General features: G+C 43.7%; 26 protein-coding genes and 1 tRNA gene. 16 read left to right on the top strand and 11 right to left on the bottom strand.

Features of this window, described 5'->3' with window-relative positions:
- Positions 1–238: 238 nt before the first annotated feature.
- From I5907_RS15595 to aroQ, 5 genes are all read right to left on the bottom strand, one after another.
- Entirely contained in the window at positions 239–871 is a 633-nt protein-coding gene (locus I5907_RS15595) for a response regulator (protein ID WP_196991734.1), read from the bottom strand.
- A gap of 45 nt (positions 872–916) precedes the next feature.
- Positions 917–4,078, bottom strand: a complete 3,162-nt coding sequence (locus I5907_RS15590; protein WP_196991733.1) for a two-component regulator propeller domain-containing protein — start codon at positions 4,076–4,078, stop codon at positions 917–919.
- Between the two features lie 20 nt (positions 4,079–4,098).
- Positions 4,099–4,608, bottom strand: a complete 510-nt coding sequence (locus I5907_RS15585; protein WP_196991732.1) for a hypothetical protein — start codon at positions 4,606–4,608, stop codon at positions 4,099–4,101.
- 218 nt (positions 4,609–4,826) lie between these two features.
- Positions 4,827–5,498 (bottom strand): toxin-antitoxin system YwqK family antitoxin, encoded by a 672-nt coding sequence (locus I5907_RS15580; protein ID WP_196991731.1) that lies wholly within the window; start codon positions 5,496–5,498, stop codon positions 4,827–4,829.
- A gap of 319 nt (positions 5,499–5,817) precedes the next feature.
- Positions 5,818–6,237 carry a type II 3-dehydroquinate dehydratase gene (aroQ, locus tag I5907_RS15575; protein ID WP_196991730.1) on the bottom strand — a complete coding sequence of 140 codons (420 nt, stop codon included), beginning with the start codon at positions 6,235–6,237 and terminating at the stop codon, positions 5,818–5,820.
- 112 nt (positions 6,238–6,349) lie between these two features.
- On the opposite strand from aroQ, the gene I5907_RS15570 reads away from it, so the two are divergent.
- The gene (locus I5907_RS15570) at positions 6,350–6,889 is read left to right on the top strand and encodes a methylated-DNA--[protein]-cysteine S-methyltransferase (protein WP_231402133.1); all 540 of its coding nucleotides are present in this window, start codon (positions 6,350–6,352) and stop codon (positions 6,887–6,889) included.
- The gene (locus tag I5907_RS15565; protein WP_231402132.1) at positions 6,867–7,454 is read left to right on the top strand and encodes an O-acetyl-ADP-ribose deacetylase; all 588 of its coding nucleotides are present in this window, start codon (positions 6,867–6,869) and stop codon (positions 7,452–7,454) included. The genes I5907_RS15570 and I5907_RS15565 overlap by 23 nt, the downstream gene beginning before the upstream one ends.
- A gap of 60 nt (positions 7,455–7,514) precedes the next feature.
- On the opposite strand, the gene I5907_RS15560 is transcribed toward I5907_RS15565, so the two are convergent.
- Positions 7,515–8,885 (bottom strand): dipeptidase, encoded by a 1,371-nt coding sequence (locus I5907_RS15560; protein WP_196991729.1) that lies wholly within the window; start codon positions 8,883–8,885, stop codon positions 7,515–7,517.
- A 277-nt stretch (positions 8,886–9,162) separates the two neighbouring features.
- Positions 9,163–10,197, bottom strand: a complete 1,035-nt coding sequence (locus I5907_RS15555) for a T9SS type A sorting domain-containing protein (RefSeq protein ID WP_196991728.1) — start codon at positions 10,195–10,197, stop codon at positions 9,163–9,165.
- Between the two features lie 151 nt (positions 10,198–10,348).
- Between I5907_RS15555 and I5907_RS15550 the strand changes: the two genes are divergently transcribed.
- A complete protein-coding gene (locus I5907_RS15550) occupies positions 10,349–10,636 on the top strand; it encodes a hypothetical protein (RefSeq protein WP_196991727.1) in 288 nt (95 codons plus the stop codon).
- A 353-nt stretch (positions 10,637–10,989) separates the two neighbouring features.
- On the opposite strand, the gene I5907_RS15545 is transcribed toward I5907_RS15550, so the two are convergent.
- Positions 10,990–11,060 (bottom strand) — tRNA-Gln (locus I5907_RS15545).
- Positions 11,061–11,203: 143 nt separating this feature from the next.
- On the opposite strand from I5907_RS15545, the gene I5907_RS15540 reads away from it, so the two are divergent.
- From I5907_RS15540 to I5907_RS15525, 4 genes are all read left to right on the top strand, one after another.
- Positions 11,204–12,004: an O-methyltransferase gene (locus tag I5907_RS15540; protein WP_196991726.1), complete on the top strand. Its 801-nt coding sequence runs from the start codon at positions 11,204–11,206 to the stop codon at positions 12,002–12,004.
- Positions 12,005–12,075: 71 nt separating this feature from the next.
- Positions 12,076–13,200 (top strand): Re/Si-specific NAD(P)(+) transhydrogenase subunit alpha, encoded by a 1,125-nt coding sequence (locus I5907_RS15535; protein ID WP_196991725.1) that lies wholly within the window; start codon positions 12,076–12,078, stop codon positions 13,198–13,200.
- 153 nt (positions 13,201–13,353) lie between these two features.
- The gene (locus tag I5907_RS15530; protein ID WP_196991724.1) at positions 13,354–13,662 is read left to right on the top strand and encodes an NAD(P) transhydrogenase subunit alpha part 2; all 309 of its coding nucleotides are present in this window, start codon (positions 13,354–13,356) and stop codon (positions 13,660–13,662) included.
- A gap of 48 nt (positions 13,663–13,710) precedes the next feature.
- Positions 13,711–15,180 carry an NAD(P)(+) transhydrogenase (Re/Si-specific) subunit beta gene (locus I5907_RS15525; RefSeq protein WP_196991723.1) on the top strand — a complete coding sequence of 490 codons (1,470 nt, stop codon included), beginning with the start codon at positions 13,711–13,713 and terminating at the stop codon, positions 15,178–15,180.
- Here I5907_RS15525 and I5907_RS15520 read toward each other — a convergent pair whose 3' ends face one another.
- Together I5907_RS15520 and I5907_RS15515 are read right to left on the bottom strand one after the other, a co-directional pair.
- Positions 15,181–16,740, bottom strand: coding sequence for an acyl-CoA mutase large subunit family protein (locus I5907_RS15520; RefSeq protein WP_196991722.1), 1,560 nt, complete (start codon positions 16,738–16,740; stop codon positions 15,181–15,183).
- Positions 16,741–16,996: 256 nt separating this feature from the next.
- A complete protein-coding gene (locus I5907_RS15515; protein ID WP_196991721.1) occupies positions 16,997–17,512 on the bottom strand; it encodes a DUF7935 family protein in 516 nt (171 codons plus the stop codon).
- A gap of 126 nt (positions 17,513–17,638) precedes the next feature.
- Between I5907_RS15515 and I5907_RS15510 the strand changes: the two genes are divergently transcribed.
- Complete coding sequence (locus I5907_RS15510; protein ID WP_196991720.1) at positions 17,639–17,983, top strand: HesB/IscA family protein; 345 nt, start codon at positions 17,639–17,641, stop codon at positions 17,981–17,983.
- 65 nt (positions 17,984–18,048) lie between these two features.
- Here I5907_RS15510 and I5907_RS15505 read toward each other — a convergent pair whose 3' ends face one another.
- The gene (locus tag I5907_RS15505; RefSeq protein WP_196991719.1) at positions 18,049–19,458 is read right to left on the bottom strand and encodes a DUF6600 domain-containing protein; all 1,410 of its coding nucleotides are present in this window, start codon (positions 19,456–19,458) and stop codon (positions 18,049–18,051) included.
- Positions 19,459–19,816: 358 nt separating this feature from the next.
- Between I5907_RS15505 and pdhA the strand changes: the two genes are divergently transcribed.
- The 8 genes from pdhA to I5907_RS15465 all read left to right on the top strand — a co-directional run bounded on the left by pdhA (position 19,817) and on the right by I5907_RS15465 (position 25,946).
- A complete protein-coding gene (gene pdhA, locus I5907_RS15500; RefSeq protein ID WP_196991718.1) occupies positions 19,817–20,812 on the top strand; it encodes a pyruvate dehydrogenase (acetyl-transferring) E1 component subunit alpha in 996 nt (331 codons plus the stop codon).
- Between the two features lie 55 nt (positions 20,813–20,867).
- Positions 20,868–21,566 (top strand): tetratricopeptide repeat protein, encoded by a 699-nt coding sequence (locus I5907_RS15495; RefSeq protein ID WP_196991717.1) that lies wholly within the window; start codon positions 20,868–20,870, stop codon positions 21,564–21,566.
- Positions 21,566–22,048: a 6,7-dimethyl-8-ribityllumazine synthase gene (gene ribH / locus I5907_RS15490; protein ID WP_196991716.1), complete on the top strand. Its 483-nt coding sequence runs from the start codon at positions 21,566–21,568 to the stop codon at positions 22,046–22,048. The genes I5907_RS15495 and ribH overlap by 1 nt, the downstream gene beginning before the upstream one ends.
- Positions 22,049–22,201: 153 nt before the next feature.
- On the top strand, positions 22,202–22,921 hold the full coding sequence (locus tag I5907_RS15485) for a (Fe-S)-binding protein (RefSeq protein ID WP_196991715.1): 720 nt from the start codon (positions 22,202–22,204) through the stop codon (positions 22,919–22,921).
- A gap of 79 nt (positions 22,922–23,000) precedes the next feature.
- Positions 23,001–23,627, top strand: coding sequence for an MgtC/SapB family protein (locus I5907_RS15480; protein WP_196991714.1), 627 nt, complete (start codon positions 23,001–23,003; stop codon positions 23,625–23,627).
- A 235-nt stretch (positions 23,628–23,862) separates the two neighbouring features.
- Positions 23,863–24,750, top strand: coding sequence for a cyanophycinase (locus I5907_RS15475; protein ID WP_196991713.1), 888 nt, complete (start codon positions 23,863–23,865; stop codon positions 24,748–24,750).
- Between the two features lie 123 nt (positions 24,751–24,873).
- The gene (locus I5907_RS15470) at positions 24,874–25,413 is read left to right on the top strand and encodes a hypothetical protein (RefSeq protein ID WP_196991712.1); all 540 of its coding nucleotides are present in this window, start codon (positions 24,874–24,876) and stop codon (positions 25,411–25,413) included.
- A gap of 107 nt (positions 25,414–25,520) precedes the next feature.
- Positions 25,521–25,946 (top strand): SRPBCC family protein, encoded by a 426-nt coding sequence (locus I5907_RS15465; RefSeq protein ID WP_196991711.1) that lies wholly within the window; start codon positions 25,521–25,523, stop codon positions 25,944–25,946.
- The last annotated feature ends 189 nt before the right edge of the window (positions 25,947–26,135 follow it).

The raw sequence follows: 26,135 nt of genomic DNA, 5'->3' as shown, positions 1-26,135 counted from the left end.
TTTTTTGTACCATAATGATGGTACAACAGGCCACTACAGTAAATAAAAAGTAAAACGCAAATGAAGTTTAACAAGCAGTGTGTAAACAGCATAAAAAAGTTTTGTGTGTTATACAGGCAGCGGGAGAGATGCATGTGTTACGCCAGGATCTTCGCATTTGCCCGGCAACGCTTCAACAGTACAAGAGTGCGACGCAACAGGCGATGAGGAATGCGTTGCAGCCGGGTACCAAAAAATCTTATATATTTCTTTGCGGGAATATTTTATTGATGGCCTCCTGTGCAGAATGTACGTGGAGTTTTTCATATATGCGTTTAATATGGGTGCGCACAGTCTCAAGCGTTATGTTTAATTCGCCGGCAATCATTTTATAACTAAAGCCTTTCATAAGCAGTTGCAGAATTTCCTGTTCTCTGGCAGACAGCTTATCAATCTCGCTGCTGCGTGCAGGCATTTTGGGGAACATCTGTAATATTTTACGTGCTACTGCAGAGGTCATTGGTGCACCACCATTGTATACATCTGTAATGGCTTCAAGAATTTTGGCGGGTGGTGTTTTTTTGAGCAGGTAGCCGCTGGCACCATTGCATATGGCCTGGAATATTCTTTCGTTATCATCAAATACGGTAAACATAATAACAAGGGTGTCGGGCGCTATTCCCCGTATCTTCTGTAGTCCTTCAAGGCCATCGGTACCGGGCATATGAATATCCATCAGCACTACATGAGGCAGTAGTTTTTTGATTTGCTTTTCTACATCGCTGCAGTTTTCATACGCGCCTTTCAGTTCAAAACCATCGGTACCATTTACCAGTATGGAGAGTGTTTCCCTGAAGTGGATGTCATCTTCGTATATTACTACTTTGATCATGTGTTGTAAAATTAAAAACCTGTAAGGAATACTGCACTACCACTTTTATGGTACAACCATTGTTAGCGTAATGGTGGTTCCCCTGGCCGGCGCTGTATCAATTTTCAATGACGCCTTTAAATGGGCAGCGCGTTGCTGCATATTTTTTAAACCGTTTCCTGCATGTACCATTCGTGGATCGAAACCTTTACCATCATCCTGTATAATAGTTACAAGTGCCTTTGTACGATGCGTAATACAGATTGCGGCGTTGGAAGCGCAGGCATATTTTGCCAGGTTGTTGATGGCTTCTTTATAAATCAAAAAATAATCTTTGCGCATCTGCATGGGGATCTTCAGGTCGCCGGTGTTGGTATCTGCGCTAAACGAAAAGTCAATCTCTTTTGCCTCCAGCATTTCTGCTGCATACTCACGCATACGCACAAGCATGTTAGCAAAGCGGTCATTATCCGGGTTCACGCTCCACACAATATCATCCATCAGGTCTATCATCTTTTTTGATGTGTCGCCAATACGTGAAAAAATTTCCTGTGGCTGAAGGTGTGCGGTGGTTTTGCCCTGCTGCGCCATATTGCTTAACAAAGAAATACTGCTGAGCGCTGAGCCAACATCATCATGCAGGTCTTTGGCAATATTGCTCCTCAGGTTGTACAACTTCATCAACTGGTTAATCCTGATGCGGTAAACGGCATATACGATTGCCGTAATGGTGCAACTCATCAACAGGTAGAACCACCAGGTTTGCCACCAGGGTGGTGTAATAACAATTTTCAACATGGCAGGTGTATTGTTCCATACTCCATCACTGTTTGCGGCCTTTACTTTAAAAAAGTATGTTCCGGGTTTTATGGCCGTGTAATCTGCAAACCTTTTGGTTCCTGCTTTTATCCAGTCTTTATCAAGCCCTTCCATCATGTACATATAACCGGAAGAACTGTTGTTATAGTTCAATGCAGCAAATTCAAAAGACAGAAAATTTTGACTGTAGTCAAGGTGCAATGACCGGTATACATTGAATTGCTGCTGCAGCGCCGTATCTCCTGTGGCATCTAAACCGGTGTTCAGTATTTTTATATTTGTAATTACAACCGGGTAAGTATTGGTGTCTGCAGCTACGGCGGCAGGATCAAAAACAACCAGCCCTTTTTTGCTGCCAAAATACATTTTACCGGCATCGTCAATTGCACAGGCATTGTTTAAAAACTGGTCAGAAGCCAGGCCATCCACAGTTGTGTAGGTATGGAGCGTGTGCAATTGCCGGTTGTACTTTACCAGCCCGTGGTAAGTACCCAGCCAAAGGTTGCCCAAATGATCTTCCTGTATACTTCTTACAGATTCTTCAAATGATCCCTCGTTTGCTGTGATACGTTTAAAACTACCGGTTGCCATATCAAACAGGTTGAGCCCTGTTTTTGTACCAACGAATACCTGCCCGTTTTTTGTTGTATAAATACAATTCACCTGGTCGTGACTGATCGAGGTTGTATCACTTGCGATGTGGCGGTACACAGTGGTGCTGCCATCTGTTTTCAGCATTACCAAACCATCATCGGTGCCACAAAGAGCATTGCCTTTGCTGTCGCATGCAATAGCAAAAACACTGTAGCCCGGCATGGCTTTTTTTGTGGGGGATGTGTAAACCGGTATCAGCTTACCTGTTGCGGGCAGGTATTTACAGGCACCTTTGTATGTTCCGATCCATATATTTCCTGCAGTGTCTTTGGCAAAACAAAATATATCGTTACTAATAAGTTCAGGTGTATTTTGCCTGTTAAGCTGTCGCCAGTTTTGCCGCTTCTCTAAATTGCCCCGCGTGTCTTTTAGTACAAACACACCCTGCAATAATGTTCCAATGTAAATGCTGTTATCTGCACCCTGTATAACGCAGTTTACCTGGTCAATCAGATTTTTTTGCAATCCCGGCAGTTTTAATTGCATGTCGAGACGCTTATTGTTGTGCATGTCAGTTACCAGGATTGTGTCAGCATCATATCCTATCCAGGTGCGCCGGCGGTTATCGTGTAATATGGCCAATATATCTCTGCCCGTTTGCAAGGGTGCCGGTTTCATATATTCACTAAATCGCTTTTTGGCCGGAATATATTTGGAAACACCTTTTTCCGTACCAATCCAGACCGTTCCCGTTTTGTCTTCAAAAAGGTCGTTGCATAAAGAGCTACCCAGGCTGTTAGCTGTCATTTCATTGCTTTGATATCGTTCCACATTGTACACGCTGTCTATGGCAAGGCTAAATTTTATGATGCCAAAATCATTTGTTGCTATCCAGCCGTTGTTATGCCTGTCAATAATAAAATCGTTGATGTTCCAGCTGTTTAAATTGCGCGTTCCGGCAACGAAGGGTAAAAAATGACGTACAGTAAAACGGTTGTTGTTTCCCGGATCGCAGGTAATCCTGTCCAGCATTCCTTTTCCACTGATCCAGACTGATCCGTCGTTCATGGGCCATAATTTAAAGACACTGGAATTGGTAATGTTGGTACCGCTGTTGCCCGCGGCCGTAAACTTTTTCAACACAGTGCCATCTTTACTGAAAAAGAACAGGCCGCTTTCTGTGGCAGCCCATAGATTCTTACTGGCATCAAAACAGGTTGAAAAAAGTTGTGTAAGCACAGGGGCGCTGGTATTGATTGCCCGGTATGTTTTTGTAAAACTGTAGGTATTGTTATCTTTCCTGGCAATACAAAGCCCACCATCGTAGGTGGCTACCAATATATTGCCCTCTGCATCTTTTGTTAGACCGGTAATCACATTCCCGCATATACCGCTATTGCTGTTACCAGCGTGCATGAAAGATTGAAACAGGTTGGTTTTCCTGTTGAGTACACTCAACCCGTTAATGGTGCCCGCCCAGATGTTATTATCAGCATCGACACATAAACTTACGATCTCATTGTCTGCAAGCGAATACCGGTCATCTGTTTTGTGACGATAGGTTGTTGCTGTATAGCCATCAAATTTTTTTAGCCCGTCAACTGTTCCCAGCCATATATATCCTGTACTATCCTGCACAACAGCAGTTACAGAAATACCGGATATGCCCGGCACACCATTTACATTGTCAAAATTGTACCCACCGGTTTGCGCAACAGCACCGGAGCAAAACATCACCAGCCAGTAAAGCAGGCGATACTTTACCGGCAGCTTGAATGTATACCCGCAGGCTCCGCGGTTAGTAATATGTGCCACCGTTTTTTGTTGCGGGTACTTTATTCATTTGCATAAGTAATAGCCGTGCCGGCTGCGCCCACAGCGATTGTTGGATAAGGCTGGTAAGTAATGCAGCTTCTTTTGATTTTGGCAACACAGGCTGTATTTCTGCAACAGGGCTTTGGTGGCGGACAATTGCATATTCTTTTTGCCCTTGCGTACATTACACCATCTGTGTTACGGGATGTAAGTACCAGGTCGGTACCATTCGATTCGGTGCAGTTGACCAGTACATTCACGAGATAGACGGAATCATCTCTTGTACTTAAACTGTTGATGGCAGCCAGCAGATCTGCTTTAGCATACACACCACCTTCAAATGAAATGCCCCGCAAAGAATCGAGCATAAATTTTTTGAGGTTTGCATTGGTCATGGTGTAGCCACTTGCGCAATCGCTTGCAGCAGCGGCTTTTTTGTCCTTTTCAAGGCTGCTGAAAATAGTAAAACATACAAAGACAATTGCGGCGGGAATAACACTTCCCAGGCGTTGGATAAGTTTAGTTTTCATACTAATAGTTTTGGTGCGTTAAGAAAAAGGAGCGGGGTTGGCAAAGAAGCTGGTAATTGTCATAGGTTCGGCGCTGCAGTTCCTTCTTACCTGGTCGTATTAAAGATAAAACTTTCTGCACTCTGCAAACACACCGGTGTTTTTTCCCCTGTAAAAAACCGTAATACTACGTTTGGCACGGCATAAAAAAACCTTGCAGTTGCAAGGTTGTGGATCAGTTACTGAACGCCGGTGGCGCCGTCTCTTACCCGTATTTTCTTTTTCTTATTCTTCTTTTCGTAGTCTAGTACCTCTTTTGGTTTGGCAATCGCTTTTGAGGTATCACGCACATATTTTAAACTGTCGGATAATACATATGTACCATTCTTTTTAGATGATACAAGCTTATCCAGTATATATTCTTCCGTTTTACTCACCATGCCTGTTTGCGGATCATAAAACGTCCAGGTGCCATGCCTGTAATTGGTGCCTTCTACTTTTACAATTCTCTTATACACCGCGTCAGTATTCAAATCAGGCACATCCACCGTGTCGTAGGGATTATCGGGGTTTACCGCTTTCCAGTTTTCTTCCCTTACAATACCGTACACCGTGTAATAAGAACTTTTACCATTCTTAAAACCATACTTATAATTTTCAATGGCCTGCAGATCTCCCATGGTACTGTACTTTCTCCATACACCTTCTTTTTTATCATCTTTAAAATAGCCTTCTTCATCATAGCCCGGCTCTCCGCGCAGCGGTGGCACGCTGACAACCCAGCGGCCCTGCTTCAGGCCGGCATTGTCCACGATATTCAAAGTATCTCCTTTTACACCAATCTTAAAACTTTTATACTGGCTGTAGCCGGGTAAGGCAAACAATAAACAAATGAATACGATTCTGTACATAGTTTTTGTTTTATGGGCCAAAGCTGCATTGCTGCTATTGGGCTTTTGTTGCGTCGCACTCTTGTACGCCGGTGCAAATTTCAGCATTTGCTGCCAGCATCTGTTTCACCGGCCCGTTAAATCTTTAACGGATCTGTGCCGCAATCATTATACCGTGTTGCAGTTATCTTGTTAAAATAATTTATTTGCGCAGTGTAAACGGGTGGCAGTGCGGGAATAAAAAATGCGTTGTTACACCCGGAGCTGTTGCATACAGCGTTGCAGTACACGGGTGCGACGCAACAGTTGACGCCATGAAACACCACAGCCGGCTACATCATCATTTTTCAACGAGTGACCTTAGTGCGAGTTCGTAACCCTTAAGACCAAGACCGGCAATAGTGCCTTTGCATTTGGCAGAAACATGAGAGAGCTTTCTAAAATCTTCGCGTGCATGTACATTGCTGATGTGCACTTCCACAACAGGTGTTGTAATGGCAGCGATTGCATCACCCAATGCTACAGATGTATGTGTATAACCACCGGGATTAATGATAATGCCATCGTAAGAAAAGCCTACGCGCTGTATTTCATTGATGAGTTCGCCTTCTACGTTGCTTTGGTAATAATGAAAATTTATACCTGGAAAACGGCCTTGCAGTTCACTGAAATATGTTTCAAAAGATGTATTGCCATACACGCCGGGCTCCCGTTTACCCAACAGGTTTAAATTCGGGCCGTTGATGATTGCTATCTGCATGATAAATGTTTACTGTAACGCAAGTTATATAAAGCGCATAATAATAAAATTGCCATGGGAATTTAGTGGCTGATATTTTACAGTAAAAAATAATTAACTTTCGCACCAGCTTATGCCAGACAACGTTTCTATAAACCAGACTTCGCAAAACAGCATGCCACCGCTGTACTACACCTATTACCAAAGTCCTTTGGGTTTATTAAAGATCGGCGGTACAGACCACTATATAGCAGAACTGAGTTTTGTGGATAACAAAGACAACATCAGCTACGGCGAGCCGGGCGTGAGTGATATTATTCATGAGTGCACTGAGCAACTGATAGAGTTCTTTAATGGCAAGCGGAAGGTTTTTGACCTGCCGGTACACCAGGAGGGAACTGACTTTCAGCAAAAAGTGTGGAATGAGTTGTTGCATATTCCCTTTGGTAAAACGATCAGCTATTTAGACCAGGCCAAAAGGGTGGGAGACGTAAAAGCAATAAGGGCAGTGGCCACCACAAATGGCAAAAACAAAATTGCAATCATCATTCCCTGCCACCGTGTAATTGGCAGCGACAGAAGTCTTACCGGCTATGGCGGCGGTGTCTGGAGAAAGAAATGGCTGCTGCAGCATGAGTTCAGAATTACGCATGGCATACAGACCTTGTTTTAGTTTCCTGTTCCAGTTTCCTTCAGAAAAACATTTTCCTATGGCTGCACTAAGCATTATCCACGGCGATATTACCAAACAAAAAGTAGATGCAATTGTGAATGCTGCCAACAGCTCTTTGCTTGGCGGCGGCGGTGTTGACGGTGCTATACACCGTGCCGGCGGCCCGGCCATTCTTGCCGAGTGTGTGGAGATCAGGAACAGGCAGGGTGGCTGTAAAACAGGCGAAGCGGTAATTACAAATGCGGGCAGGCTGCCTTCGAAAAAAGTGATCCATACCGTTGGGCCCGTTTGGAAAGACGGCACAAACAATGAAGAAGGGTTATTGTATAACTGTTATGTAAACAGTCTTCATCTTGCCGTTGAGCATGCCTTGCTGTCCATCGCCTTTCCAAACATCAGCACCGGTATTTACGGATATCCCAAAGTAAGTGCTGCCAATACCGCCATTCGTGCGGTAAGGGATTTTACCGACAGCAACTTTGGTAAAATAAAAGCAATTGTTTTTGTTTGTTTTGATGAAGAAAATTATGAACTGTATACACAAATACTTGAGCCTGCCAGTTGAAAAACTGTATAAAAAAATCCCGCTTTTGGCGGGATTTTTTTTATAAGGGGAAAGTATTTGTTATGCTTTCATTTCTGCATAAAATTGATGAAAGTATGGTATGGTTTCAATGCCTTTATAAAAGTTGGCTATATCATATTTTTCGTTGGGGCTATGAAGGTTGTCATTATCAAGCCCAAAGCCAAGGAATACTACTTTACAGCCCAGTTCGCTTTCAAACAATGCAGTGATGGGAATACTGCCACCACCACGCACCGGCACCGGCGCTTTGCCAAAAGTTGCTTCTATGGCCTTTGCAGCGGCTTTGTATTCTATACTGTCAACCGGTGTCATATAAGGATCACCGCCGTGGTGAGGTGATACTTTTACCTGCACTGATGGCGGTGCAATTTTGTACAGGTGATCGATAAGCAGCTTTTCCATTTTGTCGCTTTTCTGGTTTGGCACCAGGCGGCAGCTGATCTTGGCAAACGCTTTGGATGGCAATACCGTTTTTGAACCTTCACCGGTGTAGCCGCCCCAGATACCATTTATTTCCAAAGTGGGACGAATGCCGGTACGCTCATTGGTAGTATAGCCCTTTTCGCCCCACAAGGCATTTACACCAAGTTCCTGTTTGTATACTTCTTCATTATAAGGTGCCTGTGCCAGTGCTGCGCGTTCGTCTTTTGTTGCTTCTACCACGTCATCGTAAAAACCGGGAATGGTTATATGATTGTCTGCATCGTGCAGGCTGGCAATCATTTTTGCCAGAATGGTTATGGGGTTGGCAACAGCGCCACCGTATACGCCACTGTGTAAGTCACGGTTTGCACCGGTAACTTCAATCTCTATGTATGTAAGACCACGAACACCTACATCTATGCTTGGTGCGTCCATGCTGATCATAGAAGTATCGCTGATGAGAATAACGTCTGCTTTCAGCAGTTCCTTGTTTTGTTTCACAAAATCTGCAAGGTTGGGAGAGCCTACTTCTTCTTCGCCTTCTATAATGAACTTGAGGTTGACCGGCAGAGAATTTGTTTGCATAAGCGTTTCAAGCGCTTTGATGTGCATGTAAAACTGGCCTTTATCGTCACAGGCGCCGCGTGCAAATATTTTTCCATCTTTAATAGTTGGTTCAAACGGGCCGCTGTGCCATAACTCAAGCGGATCTGCCGGCTGCACATCGTAATGACCATAGACCAGTACAACTGGTTTTGATGGGTCGATCATTTTTTCGGCGTATACAACAGGGTGACCGGGCGTGGCTACGATCTCTGCCTTATCGGCGCCGGCCTGCAGTAATCTTTCCTTAACGGCTGCTGCACATGTTTCCATATCGCTTTTATGCTCACTTCGTGCACTTACACTGGGTATGCGTAGTAGTTCCAACAATTCATCCAGGAAACGGTCTTTATTTGCCGCCTGGTAATCTTTCCATGCCTGCATAGCAAAAGTTTTATATAAAGTAAAGTATTGAGTGCAGCGAATGTAGGTGTTTTAAAAATATGATACCGCAAGCCGGGAGTTTAGTACAGCCGTCAATTTTTACCACCTGTTTTACTTACGGAACGCTGCATCCGCCACGAAGGCGGAACGCACAAGTGAGTGACACAACAGGCGATGCCCAAAGATCTGATGGCGGTAACATTATTCTTTTAAAACAGAAAACCCACAATCACAAGATCGCAGGTTTTCATCATTCACCAAAACCGAGTTTAAAGGCTTATTGTTTGAATATTTTTGTTGAACCAATTACCTGTTGTTTGCTGTTGAGCACCTGAACCACGTAGGTACCCATACGCAGGTCACTTACATTGATGAGTTCGTTGTCGTTTCTGTATGGTATAAGTTTATACCTGTTGCCGTATAAATCTGCAATTGCGATATATGCCACGCCGGCTTTCTTTACCCGTACATGCAGGGTATTCATTACAGGGTTAGGAGCAACCGCGATCAGCGCATCTGCACCATTGTAATTGTATACGGGCGACATACCGGTGCAATCGTGCGTTGTTTTAATGGCTACTGTGTAAGCACCGTTGCGATCGGGCACGATGTAATTTTTGGTGGCGCCGGGTATTTGCCTTCCGTTATAATACCACCGGTAAGTTTTTGCTGCTGATGCGAAGAGGGTATCATTGCTTTCTGTAATCAGCGGTTCTACTTTGTCGAAGGCATAGTTCATGGGAATGTTCTGGCAATCTGTATAAGACGGGCATACGGCCGGTGAGCCGCAAACCGTGTAACTTCCTTTCTGCGTAACCTGGAAAGTTTTCCCCGTAGCGCCGGGTATTGGTTTGCCCGCATTGTACCATTGTATGTTTACATTGTACGGATCGCCCATGGTCATGATCACACTATCGCCCGGGCACTGGAATCTTACATCCTTTAAAGGATTGTAAATACCAATTTCGCCGGTGGTAATAACGTATGGCAAGGCGAAAACGTAACCATCAACCAATACACGCTTAGATGTATCTGCACAACCATTTTTGGTTACTGACACTTTGAAAAAGCTGGCGGCATCGCGGTATTGTTCTACGATGTAAAAGGGGCCTGTAGCACCTTCGATGGGCTGGTTGTTTTTGAACCACTGGTAGCTGTCGAAGTTGCCCGCTACGGAAAGTGTATCTGTGGCGCCGGGGCACAAAATAAGCTGGCCGGGAGCAATGACGGGGTTAAGATCGCATTGTGCCGATGCTGTAATTGACAGTAATGCAAAGGCAGCAGCAGCTAACAGAGATAGATTTCTTTTCATAAGTGCATTTTAGATGATGGATTTGTATAGTTTGACCAACAGTACGAAAGAATGAGAAAAAGTGTTGGCAACCAGCGCACAAAAATTAAGCACATTTTCATGGCATGCAATTTCTTATGTTACTAACTTGTGTATATTAAATCCAATATTTATGTATCCCCAGCTAGCATCCTCATTAGACGCAATCGTAATCAATAAAGTAGAAGACTTACTCTTCATCGAAGTCAAAGATAACCTCACTATCGAGGCAGAATACAGCATTCAATCAGAAAATGATCATGTGATAAGGCGTGGCCGGTTTAAGGGTCATTTTATTCAGCTTTGTCTTAGTCATTTAGCATCAGGCTATTACAAGCTGTTTATCAATAAAGATGAGCACGATGTTATTACTTATCCTTTTGAGAAGCAGGCGGGCCAGTTCCTGGCGATAGGAAGATAGATGTTGACGGCTATCGTGTGATTTATCTACAGATCTAAAAGCCTTCTTTGCGTGGTGTACGAACAGGAAAACACCAACGATATAAATATTTGACCCACTGTTGTAAAAAAAGCGCCGGGCTGATATTAAAAATAGTTTAAATACACCCTAACAATTGATTAAAAAGAAGAAAATATTTTGCGGTCTTTCCAATAAGCTCTTTCTTACAGGCAGTTTGTAATACCACAACCAAAATCGACTGCATTTTGCACTTAATAAGAAGCCACTGATAATCACAGTGGCTTTTTAATTGGCGCAACGGCTGATAATACCACAAATAAAAACAGCGAAGACATTTCTTCGCTGTTTTTTTGTTGGCCAACCTGGACTCGAACCAAGAATAACAGAACCAAAATCTGCTGTGTTACCATTACACCATTGGCCAATCCGTTAAATGGGCTGCAAAAATAGTCTCCGTGGCAAAATGTTCCAAAACTTTTTATCTTTTTCCCTACTTATTTCTCTGTAAATATTTCTGTTATCCGTTTTCTTATGTATTACTTTGCGCCCTTACGAAAATAGGTATTGATGTATTCTCCGGTTAAACTTGGCACCAAATATTTAAAGTATTGGCTTACGGCGGCTAATGGAAAAGGCCATGGCATTCATTCACCTTTTGTGTTTGATTTTGTTACAAAAGTGCTGAATGACTACAATACTTACTATTGCTATACAAGTATTGAAAACCTGCGAGCCAGATTGAAACGCGATAATACAATGTTAACCCTGCAGGATTTTGGCGCTGGTTCGCGTGTGCATGCCTCATACGAAAGAAAAGTAAGCGCTATAGCCAACAGCTCTTTAAAACCTAAAAAATTTGCGCAGTTGCTGTTTCGTATGGTAAACTATTACCAGCCGGGCAACATACTGGAACTCGGCACCTCGCTGGGTATTACCACAGCTTACCTGGCCAGTGCTGATGCCAGTAAACCTGTTATAACCATGGAAGGTGCAGCAGCAGTTGCCGCTGTAGCAAAGCAAAATTTTGAACAACTGAATATCCATAATATACAAGTGGTGGAAGGCAATTTTGATCTTACGCTCGATAAGGTGCTGGAGGAACAACTGCCGGTGACCGACTTCGCATTTATCGACGGCAATCACCGCAAAGAGCCCACTATAAACTACTTCAAAAAACTTTTACCACACATACACGAACATTCCATACTGGTTTTTGATGATATACACTGGAGCGAGGAAATGGAAGCTGCATGGAACCATATAAAACAGCATGATGCTGTGACACTTGCTGTAGACCTGTTTTTTATTGGCATTGTTTTCTTTCGTAAAGAACAAAAAGCGAAAGAAGATTTTGTGATAAGGTTTTAAAAAACGTCAGCGGTTTGCAAACAAAAAACAGCGGGCTAATTCTATGCAATAAAAAATGCTTATTTTAAAGCATGATTGCCGGAATAATAAAAGAACCAACAGGAGAACACCGTGTAGCACTCATGCCCGAGCAGGCAGAAGCGCTCGTAAAGAAAAACGTAATTGTCTATGTAGAGCCCGCTGCCGGCGTGTCAGCATTTGCATCAGACGACATATATCTCTCAAAAGGCGCACAAATAAAGCCACGCAGCGAAATACTGGCCAGTGCAGATATTATTCTTTCTGTCAATCCGCTGCCTGCCAATGATATCTCTTTGTTACAACAAAACACCGTATTAATAGGCGCTTACCAGCCACTGATCAATCATTCGCTCATTAAACAGGTTTGTTCACAACAGTGTACTTTGTTTAGCATGGATATGCTGCCTCGTACTACCCGCGCACAAAGCATGGATATACTCAGCAGCCAGGCAAACATTGCCGGGTACAAAGCTGTGTTACTCGCTGCATCTCTCTACCCCAGGTATTTCCCCATGTTTATGACCGCTGCCGGAAGCATTCCGCCCGCAAAAGTGCTGATTCTTGGCGCCGGTGTGGCCGGCCTGCAGGCAATTGCTACAGCCAGGAGACTTGGTGCGGTGGTGGAAGTGTTCGATACACGTCCGGCCGTTAAAGAAGAGGTAATGAGTCTCGGCGCGAAATTCATTGATGTGGAAGGCGCCGCCGATGCTTCTGCTGCGGGCGGTTATGCAGTAGAGCAGGATGAAGCATATAAACAAAGACAGCAACAAAAAATATCAGAGGCGGCCGTAAAAGCAGATATTATCATCACCACGGCACAAATTCCGGGGAGGGCCGCACCGGTATTGATTCCTGAAGCGGTGCTCATGCGTATGAAACCGGGTTCCGTGATTATTGATCTGGCGGCCGCAACAGGTGGTAATACTGCTAAAACCGTCAACGATCAAACCGTACATTTTAATAATGTAACCATTGTTGGCAACAGCAATTTACCCGCAGGTATGCCGGCAGATGCAAGTAAGCTGTATGGAAAGAACATACTGAATTTTTTACAGCTCATTATCGGTAAAGAAGGAGCGCTTTCACTAAACTTTGATGATGATCTGGTAAAAGGCACCTGCATTGTGCACAATGGCGCCGTCGTAAATGAAAGGGTAAAATCTGCAATGGCATAAAGACAATGATGAACCCGGCAGTTGAATAAGTATGAAGCTTTCGTTGCGTCGCACTCTTGTACTTTCATAACATGATGCAGCAGCGCGAAGATGGCAGCGAAGTTTAAACAACAGCGCTGATCATTATAAAGAACAAAAAACAGGAACAGATATATGAGTAGCTTTTTATCATGGATACACGTGCACCAGGAGTACATCTACATTGTAATACTGATGATCTTCCTCGGTATAGAAATAATTGGCCGCGTGCCCAGCGTACTGCACACACCACTCATGAGCGGCGCCAATGCCATACATGGTGTGGTAATTATAGGAGCCATTATTGTAATGGGCAAAGCAGAAACCGATAATTATACCGCATTAGTATTGGGTTTCCTTGCTGTAATTCTCGGAACATTGAATGTGGTTGGAGGCTTTGTTGTTACAGACAGAATGCTGGAAATGTTTAAGAAAAAGAAATAGTAAAACATTCATCATACCGTATGTTTTGCGCATTATAAAAAATTACGCATGGAAATAAATCTGCTCACGGTCATTTACCTGCTGGCAAGTGTAAAGTTCATCATAGGTTTAAAGATGTTATCCAATCCCGCGGCTGCACGTAAAGGCAATCTGGTAGCGGCTGCAGGTATGAGTGTTGCCATCCTGGGCACCATATTCCTGTACAAAGACGAAGAAGGCAACAGCCTGCATAATTATAGCTGGATATTTGCTGCCATAATTATCGGTGCCGTAGCAGGCACAATGGCTGCCAAAAAAGTAAAGATGACTGCCATGCCCGAAATGGTAAGCGTCTTCAATGGTATGGGTGGCGCCTGCGCAGCATTAATTAGTATTGTAGAGTTTAACCATTTGTTTGGTACGAATTACGGCTTCATTAAATGTCCAGATTGCGCTGCCAGGCTTCACGCTCATAACTTTTATTTACTTGAATTTATCATCATCTTCGCTGGGTTGATAATTGGATCTGTATCGTTTGCCGGAAGTATGATTGCGTGGGGCAAACTTAACGGGAAGGTAAAGGATCGCAGTTTTAAGAATCAGCATCTTTTTAACATGCTTCTGCTGTTGGCTATTTTAGCTTTAAGTGTTTACAATGTTGGATTCGAACTAAGGAGCATGTCCTTGTTTAATTTCGCCGGTGCATTATTTTATCTCACATTATTTTTATCTCTGTTGTACGGTATCTTCTTTGTACTTCCAATCGGTGGCGCAGATATGCCTGTGGTTATATCACTCCTTAATTCTTTTACCGGCGTTGCCGCTGCATGTGGTGGTTTTTTATACGATAATAAAGTAATGCTCACCGGCGGTATTCTTGTTGGCGCTGCGGGTACATTGCTTACCATCCTTATGTGTAAGGCAATGAACAGGTCCCTGAAAAATGTCCTGATCGGCAATTTTGGTGGCGCCGCCACAATAGCTGCACAAGCCGGCAAAGCGGGTGGTGCGTATAAAGAGATAATCTTAAGTGATGCTGCTATAAATATGAGCTATGCAAGAAAGATCATGATCGTGCCCGGTTATGGCCTCGCCGTGGCGCAGGCTCAGCATGTGTGTCACGAACTGGAAAGCATACTGGAAGAAAAAGGCGTAGAGGTTAAATACGCCATACATCCGGTTGCCGGCAGAATGCCCGGCCATATGAATGTACTGCTGGCAGAAGCAGATGTACCCTATGATAAGTTGCTTGAAATGGAAGACGCCAACAAAGAATTTAGGATTACAGATGTCGTACTGGTACTGGGCGCCAACGACGTGGTAAACCCGGCCGCAAAAACAGACACGAGTTCACCCATTTATGGCATGCCTGTACTCGAAGTGGAAGATGCCAAACTCGTTATTGTAAACAAGCGAAGTATGAAACCAGGTTATGCAGGTATTGAAAATGAACTTTTCTTTCAACCAAAAACATCTATGCTTTTTGGAGACGCTAAATCTGTATTGCAACAACTGGTTACCGAAGTTAAAAATCTATAGTTATCGGTATTCGCCAAATTCATTGCGCAGGCAATCTGCTATTTCGCCAAGTGTACAGTACTGCTCTACCGCATCTACAACAAAGGGCATAATGTTTTCACCGCTTTTTACAGCCGTACTTAGCCTTGAGAGATATGCTGCAACCTGCTGATTGTTTCTTTTATTTTTTAGGGCCCGCAATTTTTCTACCTGCAAACTGCGTATGCTGTCATCTATTTTCAACAGTGGTGTATTGTATTTTTCATCAACCACAAACCTGTTTACACCAACGATAATTTTTTCCTGCCGCTCCACCTGTTGCTGGTAAATGTAAGCGCTCTTTGCTATCTCATCCTGTATAAAGCCGCTTTCAATAGCACTTACACTTCCACCCAATGCATCTACCTGGTTTATAATTTCAAGCGCTTTCGCCTCAACTTCATTGGTTAGCGCTTCTATAAAATAACTGCCTGCAAGCGGGTCTGCCGTATCGGTTACGCCGCTTTCAAATGCTACAATCTGCTGCGTGCGCAAAGCAATTTTTGCCGCCTCCTCTGTCGGTAAGCTCAGTGCTTCATCATAGCCATTGGTATGTAGGCTTTGTGTACCGCCTAATACTGCAGCCAATGTTTGAAGGGTTACCCGGCTTACATTATTCAATGGCTGCTGTGCTGTAAGTGTACTGCCACCGGTTTGTGTATGAAAGCGCAACATCTGCGCTTTTACATCAGTAGCGCCTAGCTCTTTCATAATAGTAGCCCACATTCTTCTTGCCGCACGAAACTTAGCTACTTCTTCAAAAAGATTGTTATGCGCATTGAAAAAGAAGGACAGTCGTTTACCAAACACATTTATGTCCAGGCCTTTCTCCAGCGCTGCTTTTACATAGGCTTTTCCATTGCTTAATGTAAAAGCTATTTCCTGCGCAGCGGTGCTGCCCGCCTCGCGTATATGATAACCCGAAATGGATATCGTGTTCCATTTTGGTATTGTTTTGCTGCACCATTCAAAAATGTCTGTGATAATGCGCATGGAAGGCTTGGGCGGATAAATATAAGTGCCACGTGCTGCATACTCTTTCAAAATATCATTCTGTATGGTACCTGTAATCTTCGAAAGATCGGCGCCTTGCTTTTTGGCGAGTGCCACATAAAATGCCAGCAAAATATATCCCGTTGCATTAATGGTCATTGATGTGCTTACTTCTTCGAGTTTAATGCCATCAAACAACATTTCTATGTCTTCAAGGCTGTCTATGGCTACCCCAACTTTTCCAACTTCGCCTTCTGCAAGCGGGTGATCGCTGTCATAACCTATCTGCGTGGGCAGGTCAAAAGCAACACTCAGTCCCATTACACCCTGCGACAATAAATAATGATAACGCTTATTGCTTTCCTCTGCGGTAGAAAAGCCTGCATACTGGCGCATGGTCCATAGCTTTCCACGATACATGTCTGGTTGTATGCCACGTGTAAAAGGAAACGTTCCAGGCTGCTCACCGGTATCCTTTCCTGCATCAGCAGATGTGTAGAGCGATTTTATTTCTATACCACTGTCCGTATATCTTTTATCGTTATTCATCCGGCAAGTTTATCGTTTTTTTGGTAGCAAGCTGTAGTATTTTATGGCATCACCTGTTGTGTCACTCACTGCATCGTTCTGTTGTTATGGCAACAACGATGTGTTTTGTTCGCAAACATGCTGTATTAAAGTGCGGTGCAATACAACAGGTAAGATTTTATAAGGCGGGCTGTGGCACTGCTGCCCAAAGTTTCAACAGTACAAGAGTGCGACGCAAGGGACGATGCCACAAAGACCTGCAGCCGGGCTCATAATGTTATTGCATTATTTTTTTTGCTTCAAAGCTGAGCACCTGGCTCACCATATCGTGTACATTTCCCTTGGGATCGTTCATAGAGTACTCGAGCAGGTGTTTGTTTAAATCGAGGGCAGTGGCCTCGGGCGGCAGCACGTTGGCAAACTGGTTTATGACAAGTATATTTTGCTCTTTCAATGTTTTTACGGCAGTCCACGCATCATCACTTACATACACCTGCTGTGTAATGTTGTGGTTAAATTCTTCTTTGATATTACTGACCAGCACCTGCTGCATGTTTCTTGCAGTAAGCCCTGGCTGGTTTAGCCTGCTGATAATGTTTGGCAGGGCAATCCTGTCTGTAAGTATCAGCAATCTTTCGTAAGCCTGCAGGCGCATTGCATTTGCAGGCTCATTGGATGGAACTGAATTGTTCCGGTTGTTCTTTCCTATTTTGAGATATGTTATGTAAGCAGATACACCACCAATAATAACCATGGCAGCAATAAGAAGAATGAGCAGGTTTGTATCGAGCATAAAATAATTTTTGCAAAAATAGGTTTCTGTTAATCTTTTATATGTTGGATATTTTCGCAAACCGTAAACTGACAAAAGAGTGGTTTTATTGTTGGTTTGTATCTTTGTGCTTTAAATTTTCTGAACATGGAAACAGCATTACAATCACCGGTTTCTTTTACCGCGGGTGCCATTAAGGAGTTGAGAAGAGTAATGAATGAGCAGGGTGCGGATACACCTAAAAGATTACGTGTTGGTGTAAAAGGTGGTGGCTGCAGTGGTTTAAGTTATGTACTTGGTTTTGATGAGCTGCAGGATGGTGACGAATTCTTTGAGATAGAAGGTATTCCCTGCGTAATTAATAAGTCTCATGAAATGTATCTTTTTGGTATGCAGATCGACTGGCAGGATGGATTGAATAACCGTGGTTTTACATTTGAAAACCCCAACGCTTCTTCAACCTGTGGATGCGGTTCTTCCTTTGGAGTGTAACGAATAATTATTTAAATAAAAATGCCGGCAAAAGCCGGCATTTTTTATGTGCTATACCTGATGTTTTATGATGGCCTTCTGTTGCTGTTTTCTCTTTGCTGCGGTGCAGGTCTTGATGGCATGTTGCGCTGCGGCTGCGGAGCAGGCTGAAAACTACGTCCGTTGTTCCTGTTGCGGTTCATTTCCTGTCTTTGCTGAAAATTCCTGTCCTGGTTGCTGCGGTTAACGTCCGGGCGCCCAAAGTTCCTGTTATCGTCGTTACGGTTGTCGTTCCTGTTTTGCTGCGGTTGCCTGTTTTGCTGCGGTTGCCTGTTTTGCGGGGGCCTGTTATCCTGTTGATTCCTGTTATCAGAGTTTCTGTCAGGGAATCGATTATTATTTTGCGAAGGCTGCCTGCGATCTATGTTATTGCCACGCGGCTGATCATTATTGTTCCTGTTGATGTCCCTGTTATTGTTCCTGTTATCACTGATCCTGTCACGGTCATCGGGCTTTCTGTCGAAGGGCTTCTGATCATTTCTTCTTTCAGGTGTTCTGATGATACCCGGATTTCTGTTGGGCGTATTGTTATCGTGAGACTGGCTTCTTGTATCAACTCGTTTGTCATCTCCGGTTCTTTGGCGATTGATATTCACATTATTCCTGTTGATCTCTTTTTTATTGATCTGCGGCCTGTAAATATTTACTGTATTGTTGGTAACCCTTGAAGCACCCGGCCTGTTGTTGATCCTGAGTTCATTCACCCTTCTGCCGGAAAATCTTTCCACTTCCCTTCGGTCCGGCCCTGTTGCAAACCTCGTATTGCGGTAAATATTGGTATTGTTGATAATAGTTGTGTTCCTTATGATGGTGACATTTCGGCTCCTGTTTACAGCATACCTGTTGAAATTATTGTAGCCCATATAGCGCCTGGGGACAAAGCACCAGTTGTTGGCTGCTATACCACCAAAGTTAAATCCTACGCTGATGTTCATACCCGGGCTAAGGGGTGCCCATCCATAATAGTCGCCACCCGATCTCCAGCCTACCCAGGCTGGTCCCCACTGGTAACCCGGCACCCACATCCAACCATAAAACGGGTCATGCGCCCAACGGCCGTAGTGAAAAGGCGCCCATCCCCAGTTGTAATTGGAAGCCCACGTCCAGCCGTAACTGGTGTAAGCCCAATGGCCGCCGGAATAGTATGGCACAAAACCAGATTCATTGCAAATCCATACCTGGCCATAAGCGGGTGAGTTTACCCAACGGCCATAGGGACTCAGTGCATCCACAAAAACGTTGATATTTACATCGGTTTCTGAGGGGTCATCTTCATAATATTCTTCATCGTCACCTGCATAGTCATCATCATAATTTTCGTAATACCCGTCATTGTTGTCAGGGTATTGCGCAGTGGCGTTCCTGCTTGTACTGCAGGAGAGCAATGTTGTCATTGCCAGCACGGTGAATAAAGTGGTGTTGAATTTTGTTTTCATCTTGAAATATTTAGTTGTTGAATGAATAACAATTAAGTTCAATACTTGTACCAATTAAACTAACACTTGTTCATTACATACAGCTTTGACAAATTCTTATAAGAAAGGATTGTTAAGGACAGTAATAAGAGCCTCAGGGAGTTAGCACGATTTTCCGGAAATTAGAGGCCTGTGTGCGCGGAACTTATGATCAGCAACGGAAGCAGGTGAATCAATGGCATCGCAGGTGCAAGATGAGCTGCAGTACAAGTGTGCGACGCAACAGGCGATGCCATGAAAAACATCTGCCTGGCCCACAATACAAAAACAATAAACTACAAACTGTTTTCCTATATTTGCCCACCAAATTTAAACGCAAGTGGCTACAAAATTTTCCAAAGAAACGTATATGTACTGGTATGAATTAATGCAGTTAATTCGCCAGTTTGAACTGAAGGCTGAAGAGATGTATAAAATGGCGGGTAAGATCCGTGGTTTTTTCCATGCGTATATAGGCCAGGAAGCAATAGGGGCAGGGTGTATGACGGCGACAAGACAGGAAGATCCGTTTATTACGGCGTATCGCGATCATGGCCTGGCATTGGCTAAAGGCGTAAGCGCTGACGCTTGTATGGCTGAGCTGTATGGAAAAGCTACAGGTTGTGCAAAAGGTAAAGGTGGCAGTATGCACTTCTTTAGCAAAGAACATTATTTTTTTGGCGGCCATGGAATTGTGGGTGCACAAATTGGAACCGGTACCGGTTTGGCGTTTGCGGATAAATACAGGAACACCGATAATGTTACGCTATGCTTTTTTGGAGACGGCGCTGCCCGCCAGGGTATGTTGCATGAATCTTTCAACCTGGCTATGACGTGGAAGCTGCCTGTAATATACATTTGCGAAAACAACAATTACGCGATGGGTACTTCTGTTGAAAGAACCTCTAACGTAATTGATATATACAAACTTGCTGATGCGTACGATATGCCGGGCGACAAAGTTGACGGCATGAGTTGCGAAGCGGTACACGATGCGGTAGCAAGAGCGGTGAAAAGAGCAAGAGAAGGCGGTGGCCCTACATTGCTTGAAATGAAAACTTACCGCTATAAAGGTCACTCAATTTCTGACCCGCAGAAATACCGCACCAAAGAGGAGGTGGATGAATACAAGGGTCGCGATCCTCTTACGCTGGTACTGGCAACCATTAAAGAGAACAATTTTGCTACTGATGAAGAAATTGCAGCTATTGATGCACGCATCAATAATGTAGTGGAAGCGAGTGTAAAATTTGCTGAAGAAAGCCCATGGCCTGCGGAAGACGAACTGCTGAAAGATGTGTATGTAGACCAGCAGTATCCTTTTATTGTTGACTAATTTGATTATCGAATCAAACATTATAAATCCCTAATAATCATTTCAAAATTCAAACATGTCTGAGAAGAAAGTGCAGGTTGCAGAATCTGGCGATACCTTGCTTAAAATGGAAAGTTTCTGGCAGAAATATTCAAAACAACTACTGATTGGCCTGGCGGTGATAGTAATTGCAATTGGTGGCTGGTATGGCTACCAGTCGTTCGTGGTACAGCCAAAAGAAGATGAAGCGGCCAACATCATTTTTAAAGCAGAAGCAGATTTCAGGCAGGATTCGCTGGTGAGAGCGCTTAAAGGGAATACAGAAACAAGAAGTAAAGGTTTTCTATACGTTATCAATAATTTCAGCGGCACTAAAGCCGGCAACCTGGCCAAATATTATGCAGGCATCTGTTACCTAAAAACAGGCGATTTCAACAATGCTGTAAAATACCTCGCAGATTTTAATACCGATGCCAAACAAATACAGATGATGGCGTATGGTGCGCTGGGTGATGCATACGGGGAGCTTGGTAAGAATGATGATGCTGTTGCCAGCTATAAAAAAGCTGCCGCTACTTTCGATGCAGACCAGCTCAATGCATCTGAATACCTCTTTCGTGCCGGTCTTAAGCTCGAAACAATGGGTAAGAACAAAGAAGCCGTGGAAGTGTACAAAGAATTGAAAGAGAAATTCCCGCAAACAGAAAAAGGTTACCAGGCAGATAAATACATTTACCGCTTAAGTATAGAACCAAACGATTTTAGTGTAAAATAATGGCTACAAAAGGAAATAACGCTTTAAACAAAGGCATCCCCGCGCTAAAGGATGCCTTTGTAGTTATAGTAAAAACCGAATGGAACGCACCTATCGTAAACAAACTGGAAGCCGGCGCCAAAAAAATATTGAAGGAGGCAGGTATTGATACAAAGACACTGGTAGTACCGGGCGCTGTTGAAATACCATTTATTATTAAGCAATACGCCGATAGTATTCAAAACCAACCAGATGCGTTTATAGCATTGGGTACAGTAATCCGCGGAGATACACCTCATTTCGACTATGTATGCAAGGCTATTACTGACGGGGTGTTGTCGCTGAACATGATGCTTGAAGTGCCAACCATTTTTGGTGTACTGACTGTTAATGATGAGCAACAGGCCAAAGAAAGAATAGGTGGTAAACACGGCCATAAAGGAGAAGAAGCAGCAGTCACAGCCATCAAAATGATCCGCCTCAACCGTTCATTAAACAAATAGCCTTTTGTGTAGCCGGCAGCAGTAATCCTTATCAGCTGCTGTTGCGTCGCACACTTGTGCAGTAAAACCTTTTGCAGCAACGAAACTGCATTTCTAACTTGTTTAAATATTGGTTTTCAAAAGAATTTTTCATCTCACTCATCGTCGCAGCATATGAATGTGCAGATTTTTATACCATGTTTTGTAGATCAGCTTTATCCTTCTATTGCATTCAATACGGTAAAGGTTTTACGTAAAGCCGGCTGCACCGTTGAATACAATGCCAATCAAACCTGCTGCGGCCAGCCAGCCTTCAATGCCGGTTTCTGGAACGAAGCAAAAGATGTATGCAATAAATTTGTCAAAGACTTTAAAGGCAGCGATTACATTGTAACACCCAGTGCAAGCTGTACAGGTTTTGTAAGGAACTACTACGGAAAACTTTTTCAGGACTCCTCCAAAAGCAACGAAGTACGGGAGCTTGGCAGTCGCCTTTTTGAATTTTCAGAGTTTCTTACAGATGTTTTAAATTTTGACGACACCGGCGCTGTGCTTAATGGTAAAGCTACCTACCATGACAGCTGCGCTGCATTGCGTGAGTGCAGGATCAAAGAAGCACCGCGCAGGCTGCTTAGTAAAGTTTCTGGTCTTGAACTAACAGAAATGAATGATGTGGAAACATGCTGCGGTTTTGGCGGCACTTTCGCAGTTAAGTTTGAGCCCATCAGCATTGCAATGGCAGACCAAAAGGTTTCTAACGCACTGGATACACATGCAGACTACATAATCAGCACAGACATGAGTTGCCTTATGCACCTCGATGGATATATTAAAAACAAAAATGCTGCTGTTAAAACATTACACCTTGCCGATGTACTTGCAAGTGGCTGGTAACTAACATGCTCTACTTGCCAGGTAGGAAAAAGCCTTCTTTTTTTTGTATCTTCAGTTTTTGCACAAAAAACTACAGCAAATGATCACCTGGCAGGAAACACTCTTACGTTTGGTTATAGCGTCTGTACTCGGCGCACTGGTAGGCATAGAAAGAGAGCGGCTTGACTGGGCAGCCGGCTTACGCACTCACATGATTGTATGCCTGGGTTCGGCTTTGATGATGATCGTTTCTGCATTTGGTTTCCAGGACGTAGCCCATGTTCCGGATGTTGACCTTGACCCATCACGTGTAGCCGCACAGGTTGTGAGCGGTATTGGCTTTTTAGGTGCCGGCACCATTTTATTCCTGAAGAACGAAGTGGTAAAAGGTTTAACCACTGCTGCAGGTTTGTGGACGGTTGCAGGCATCGGGCTTGCAGTCGGGGGCGGCTTATACATTGCTGCAGGCATTACCACAAGCCTCGTACTTATTATCCTTGTGCTGGTAAAACCTTATAAAAAGAAATTTTCCAAACCAAAACCTATCAGGGAAATTACCATCAAAACCGATGTGGGAAATTCTCCGGTTATGCAGATAGAAAGCATAACTCGGCAGTACAATATGGAATTTACCCAGATTGTTATTCAAAAAGCAGATAAGGCCGACACAAACAATATACTCATTCGTTTTAAAAAGAAACAACACCGGAATCATTATTGCATATAAAGGAACAACTGAATAACCTGTCTGGCGTACATGAAGCAAAATACAGGACCGAATAACAGCGCTGTTGCATTACCTGGCCGGTAATCAAGACATTAACACCCATGGCATGTGGAATTTACAAACAAGACACAAGCCGGCTAACCGTTTTAATGGTATTTTATTAAGGGCTGTGGGTATTTATAACCACTGTATTTTTTGAGCAAACTTATATTTGCTTAACCAGTATCAAAAAAGCATGAGTATTCCAAAAGGGAAATTAATAGCGATAGGCGGCGCAGAAGACAAAGGCACCGATGAGCGGGAAGTGTTTCATTTGAACAACCTTAATTTTTTCGGGCTAGGCATTCTACGCCGTATTGTAGAAGAGGCGGGCGGGCCTGCGTCTCGTATTGAAGTAATCACTACAGCATCTACTATTCCTTACGAAGTTGGCAATAACTATCTCGACGCTTTTGGCAAAATTGGCTGCACCAACATCGGGCTGATGCATATCCGCGGCCGCGAAACCGTAAATGATGGCGACTTCCTTAAGCGCATCAAGGCATGTGACTGTGTAATGTTTAGTGGCGGCAATCAAATGCGTCTCACTGCAGTTTTTGGCGGTACAGAATTTCTGAAAATCATTCATAAAAGATACCAGCAGGGCAATTTTGTAATTGCAGGCACTTCTGCAGGGGCCATGGCTATGAGCAGTACCATGATCTACGAGGGCAATGCTACCAGGGCACATTTGAAAGGTGAAGTAAAAACAACTACCGGACTGCGCTTTATGGATAATGTGATCTTTGATTCTCACTTCGAAAAGCGCGGCCGCTTTGGAAGGCTTGCACAGGTAGTAGCAGCAAATCCATCGTGCATTGGTATAGGCCTGGGAGAAGATACCGGCATGCTGATTACACAGGGTGACCGGATGGAAGCAATTGGAAGCGGGCTGGTCATCATCTTAGACGGGCACAATATTCACCACACCAACATTGCCGATATACCGGAAGGCAGCCCGTTAAGCCTTGAAAACCTGGTTGTGCATTTTTGCGCAAAAGGAAATGGCTACCTGATAAAAGAAAGAAAATTTATAGAACTGATGGGCAAGGAAACGACCCCGGTAATGACGGATGTTTACTAATCGTGTGAAAGGTTTGTGCTATTGCCACTATTATAGGCCCTTTTCAACTCCGCTACAGTTTACAGAATAAGATGTGCATAGCGGTGTAGTACCGTTTACTTTTATCTTGTAAATTTTTTAAACATGAAAACAATTGCTGCTGTACTCTTTTCGGCTACGTTATTGGTAGCCTGCAATACCGCCACGCCTGATAAGTATTTCGACATAGCTGTTCTAAACTGTAACGTGCTGCATGGTTTTGCGAATGATATACTGCTACAGGAATTGCAAAACCCTGGTGTAAAACTGGTAGAAGGCAGCACCGAAAAAACCGAACCGCTCACAAGGAAAGAAGTTATTGAAAGTAAAATCAGTTATATTGAAGAAAGCTACAGCAAAGTAAGAGATTTGAAGGAAACAGCTGAAACAAAAGAAATGCTGAGTGCGTCGAAAGCTGTATATGCGTATGTATTACCGGTATATAAAAATGAATATACACAACTGGCAAAAAAGTTTGATGAAGGCGCACCTGCAGACGAGCTGGATGCAATGGCGCAACACATTACCACTACATATGCAGCAGGATTTGAGAAACTGATGACGGCACTTACTGATGCCGGAAAACCGTACGCAGCCAAAAATAACATTCCCGTAAAGTGGGATGTACAGACTTCCCCTGAGTAAATGTCGTGATCAGCCTTATTTTGGTCGTTTTTACACAGCGTTTTATTGTGTATCGTGGCCGATGTTTGCAGTACGCAATAAACATCAATAAAATAAAAATGGTTACCATGAACACACAGCAAAAACAAACAATTACCATCGAAACCATTGTACATGCACCTTTGGAAAAGGTATGGGATTATTTTACCAGTCCCGCACATATTACGCAATGGAACAATGCTTCTGAAGACTGGCATACACCCACCGCTTCCAATGATTTAAAGGTTGGCGGAAGCTTTTCTTACCGCATGGAAGCAAAGGACGGGAGTTTTGGTTTTGATTTTGGTGGTGTGTACGATGCGGTAGAGGAACATGCCCTGATAGCTTACACACTTGGTGATAACAGACAGGTAACCGTGATTTTTACTGCTGACGGCAACTCGACCAAAGTGCAGGAGAGCTTCGAAGCTGAGACCATGCATTCAGTTGAAATGCAACAGGCGGGCTGGCAGGCCATTCTCGATAATTTCAAAAAATATACTGAGCAGCATTGATACAATCAGGTACGAAGAGCGGCAGCCTTGCGGCTGCCGCTGTTCGTATATAGTAAAGCGTTATATGATCATCCATAACGTGCTTTATAAAATATAATTATTGTTGTTGCCAGCTGCTGTGCAGGTGGCATCACCTGTTGTGTCACTCACTTGTACGTTCCGTTCATTTTTCAGCAAGGCGAAGCGCTT

It is taken from the genome of Panacibacter microcysteis (assembly GCF_015831355.1).
In the GTDB taxonomy this organism is placed as follows: Bacteria; Bacteroidota; Bacteroidia; order Chitinophagales; family Chitinophagaceae; genus Panacibacter; species Panacibacter microcysteis.
This window is presented reverse-complemented; position numbering and strand designations above follow the sequence as displayed.

Bases quoted from the DNA above. Each gene is read 5' to 3' on its own strand.
- I5907_RS15595 (WP_196991734.1), bottom strand. From the start codon at position 871: ATGATCAAAGTAGTAATATACGAAGATGACATCCACTTCAGGGAAACA.
- I5907_RS15585 (WP_196991732.1), bottom strand. From the start codon at position 4,608: ATGAAAACTAAACTTATCCAACGCCTGGGAAGTGTTATTCCCGCCGCA.
- I5907_RS15580 (WP_196991731.1), bottom strand. From the start codon at position 5,498: ATGTACAGAATCGTATTCATTTGTTTATTGTTTGCCTTACCCGGCTAC.
- aroQ (WP_196991730.1), bottom strand. From the start codon at position 6,237: ATGCAGATAGCAATCATCAACGGCCCGAATTTAAACCTGTTGGGTAAA.
- I5907_RS15570 (WP_231402133.1), top strand. From the start codon at position 6,350: ATGCCAGACAACGTTTCTATAAACCAGACTTCGCAAAACAGCATGCCA.
- I5907_RS15565 (WP_231402132.1), top strand. From the start codon at position 6,867: ATGGCATACAGACCTTGTTTTAGTTTCCTGTTCCAGTTTCCTTCAGAA.
- I5907_RS15560 (WP_196991729.1), bottom strand. From the start codon at position 8,885: ATGCAGGCATGGAAAGATTACCAGGCGGCAAATAAAGACCGTTTCCTG.
- I5907_RS15555 (WP_196991728.1), bottom strand. From the start codon at position 10,197: ATGAAAAGAAATCTATCTCTGTTAGCTGCTGCTGCCTTTGCATTACTG.
- I5907_RS15550 (WP_196991727.1), top strand. From the start codon at position 10,349: ATGTATCCCCAGCTAGCATCCTCATTAGACGCAATCGTAATCAATAAA.
- I5907_RS15540 (WP_196991726.1), top strand. From the start codon at position 11,204: ATGTATTCTCCGGTTAAACTTGGCACCAAATATTTAAAGTATTGGCTT.
- I5907_RS15535 (WP_196991725.1), top strand. From the start codon at position 12,076: ATGATTGCCGGAATAATAAAAGAACCAACAGGAGAACACCGTGTAGCA.
- I5907_RS15530 (WP_196991724.1), top strand. From the start codon at position 13,354: ATGAGTAGCTTTTTATCATGGATACACGTGCACCAGGAGTACATCTAC.
- I5907_RS15525 (WP_196991723.1), top strand. From the start codon at position 13,711: ATGGAAATAAATCTGCTCACGGTCATTTACCTGCTGGCAAGTGTAAAG.
- I5907_RS15520 (WP_196991722.1), bottom strand. From the start codon at position 16,740: ATGAATAACGATAAAAGATATACGGACAGTGGTATAGAAATAAAATCG.
- I5907_RS15515 (WP_196991721.1), bottom strand. From the start codon at position 17,512: ATGCTCGATACAAACCTGCTCATTCTTCTTATTGCTGCCATGGTTATT.
- I5907_RS15510 (WP_196991720.1), top strand. From the start codon at position 17,639: ATGGAAACAGCATTACAATCACCGGTTTCTTTTACCGCGGGTGCCATT.
- I5907_RS15505 (WP_196991719.1), bottom strand. From the start codon at position 19,458: ATGAAAACAAAATTCAACACCACTTTATTCACCGTGCTGGCAATGACA.
- I5907_RS15495 (WP_196991717.1), top strand. From the start codon at position 20,868: ATGTCTGAGAAGAAAGTGCAGGTTGCAGAATCTGGCGATACCTTGCTT.
- ribH (WP_196991716.1), top strand. From the start codon at position 21,566: ATGGCTACAAAAGGAAATAACGCTTTAAACAAAGGCATCCCCGCGCTA.
- I5907_RS15485 (WP_196991715.1), top strand. From the start codon at position 22,202: ATGAATGTGCAGATTTTTATACCATGTTTTGTAGATCAGCTTTATCCT.
- I5907_RS15480 (WP_196991714.1), top strand. From the start codon at position 23,001: ATGATCACCTGGCAGGAAACACTCTTACGTTTGGTTATAGCGTCTGTA.
- I5907_RS15475 (WP_196991713.1), top strand. From the start codon at position 23,863: ATGAGTATTCCAAAAGGGAAATTAATAGCGATAGGCGGCGCAGAAGAC.
- I5907_RS15470 (WP_196991712.1), top strand. From the start codon at position 24,874: ATGAAAACAATTGCTGCTGTACTCTTTTCGGCTACGTTATTGGTAGCC.
- I5907_RS15465 (WP_196991711.1), top strand. From the start codon at position 25,521: ATGAACACACAGCAAAAACAAACAATTACCATCGAAACCATTGTACAT.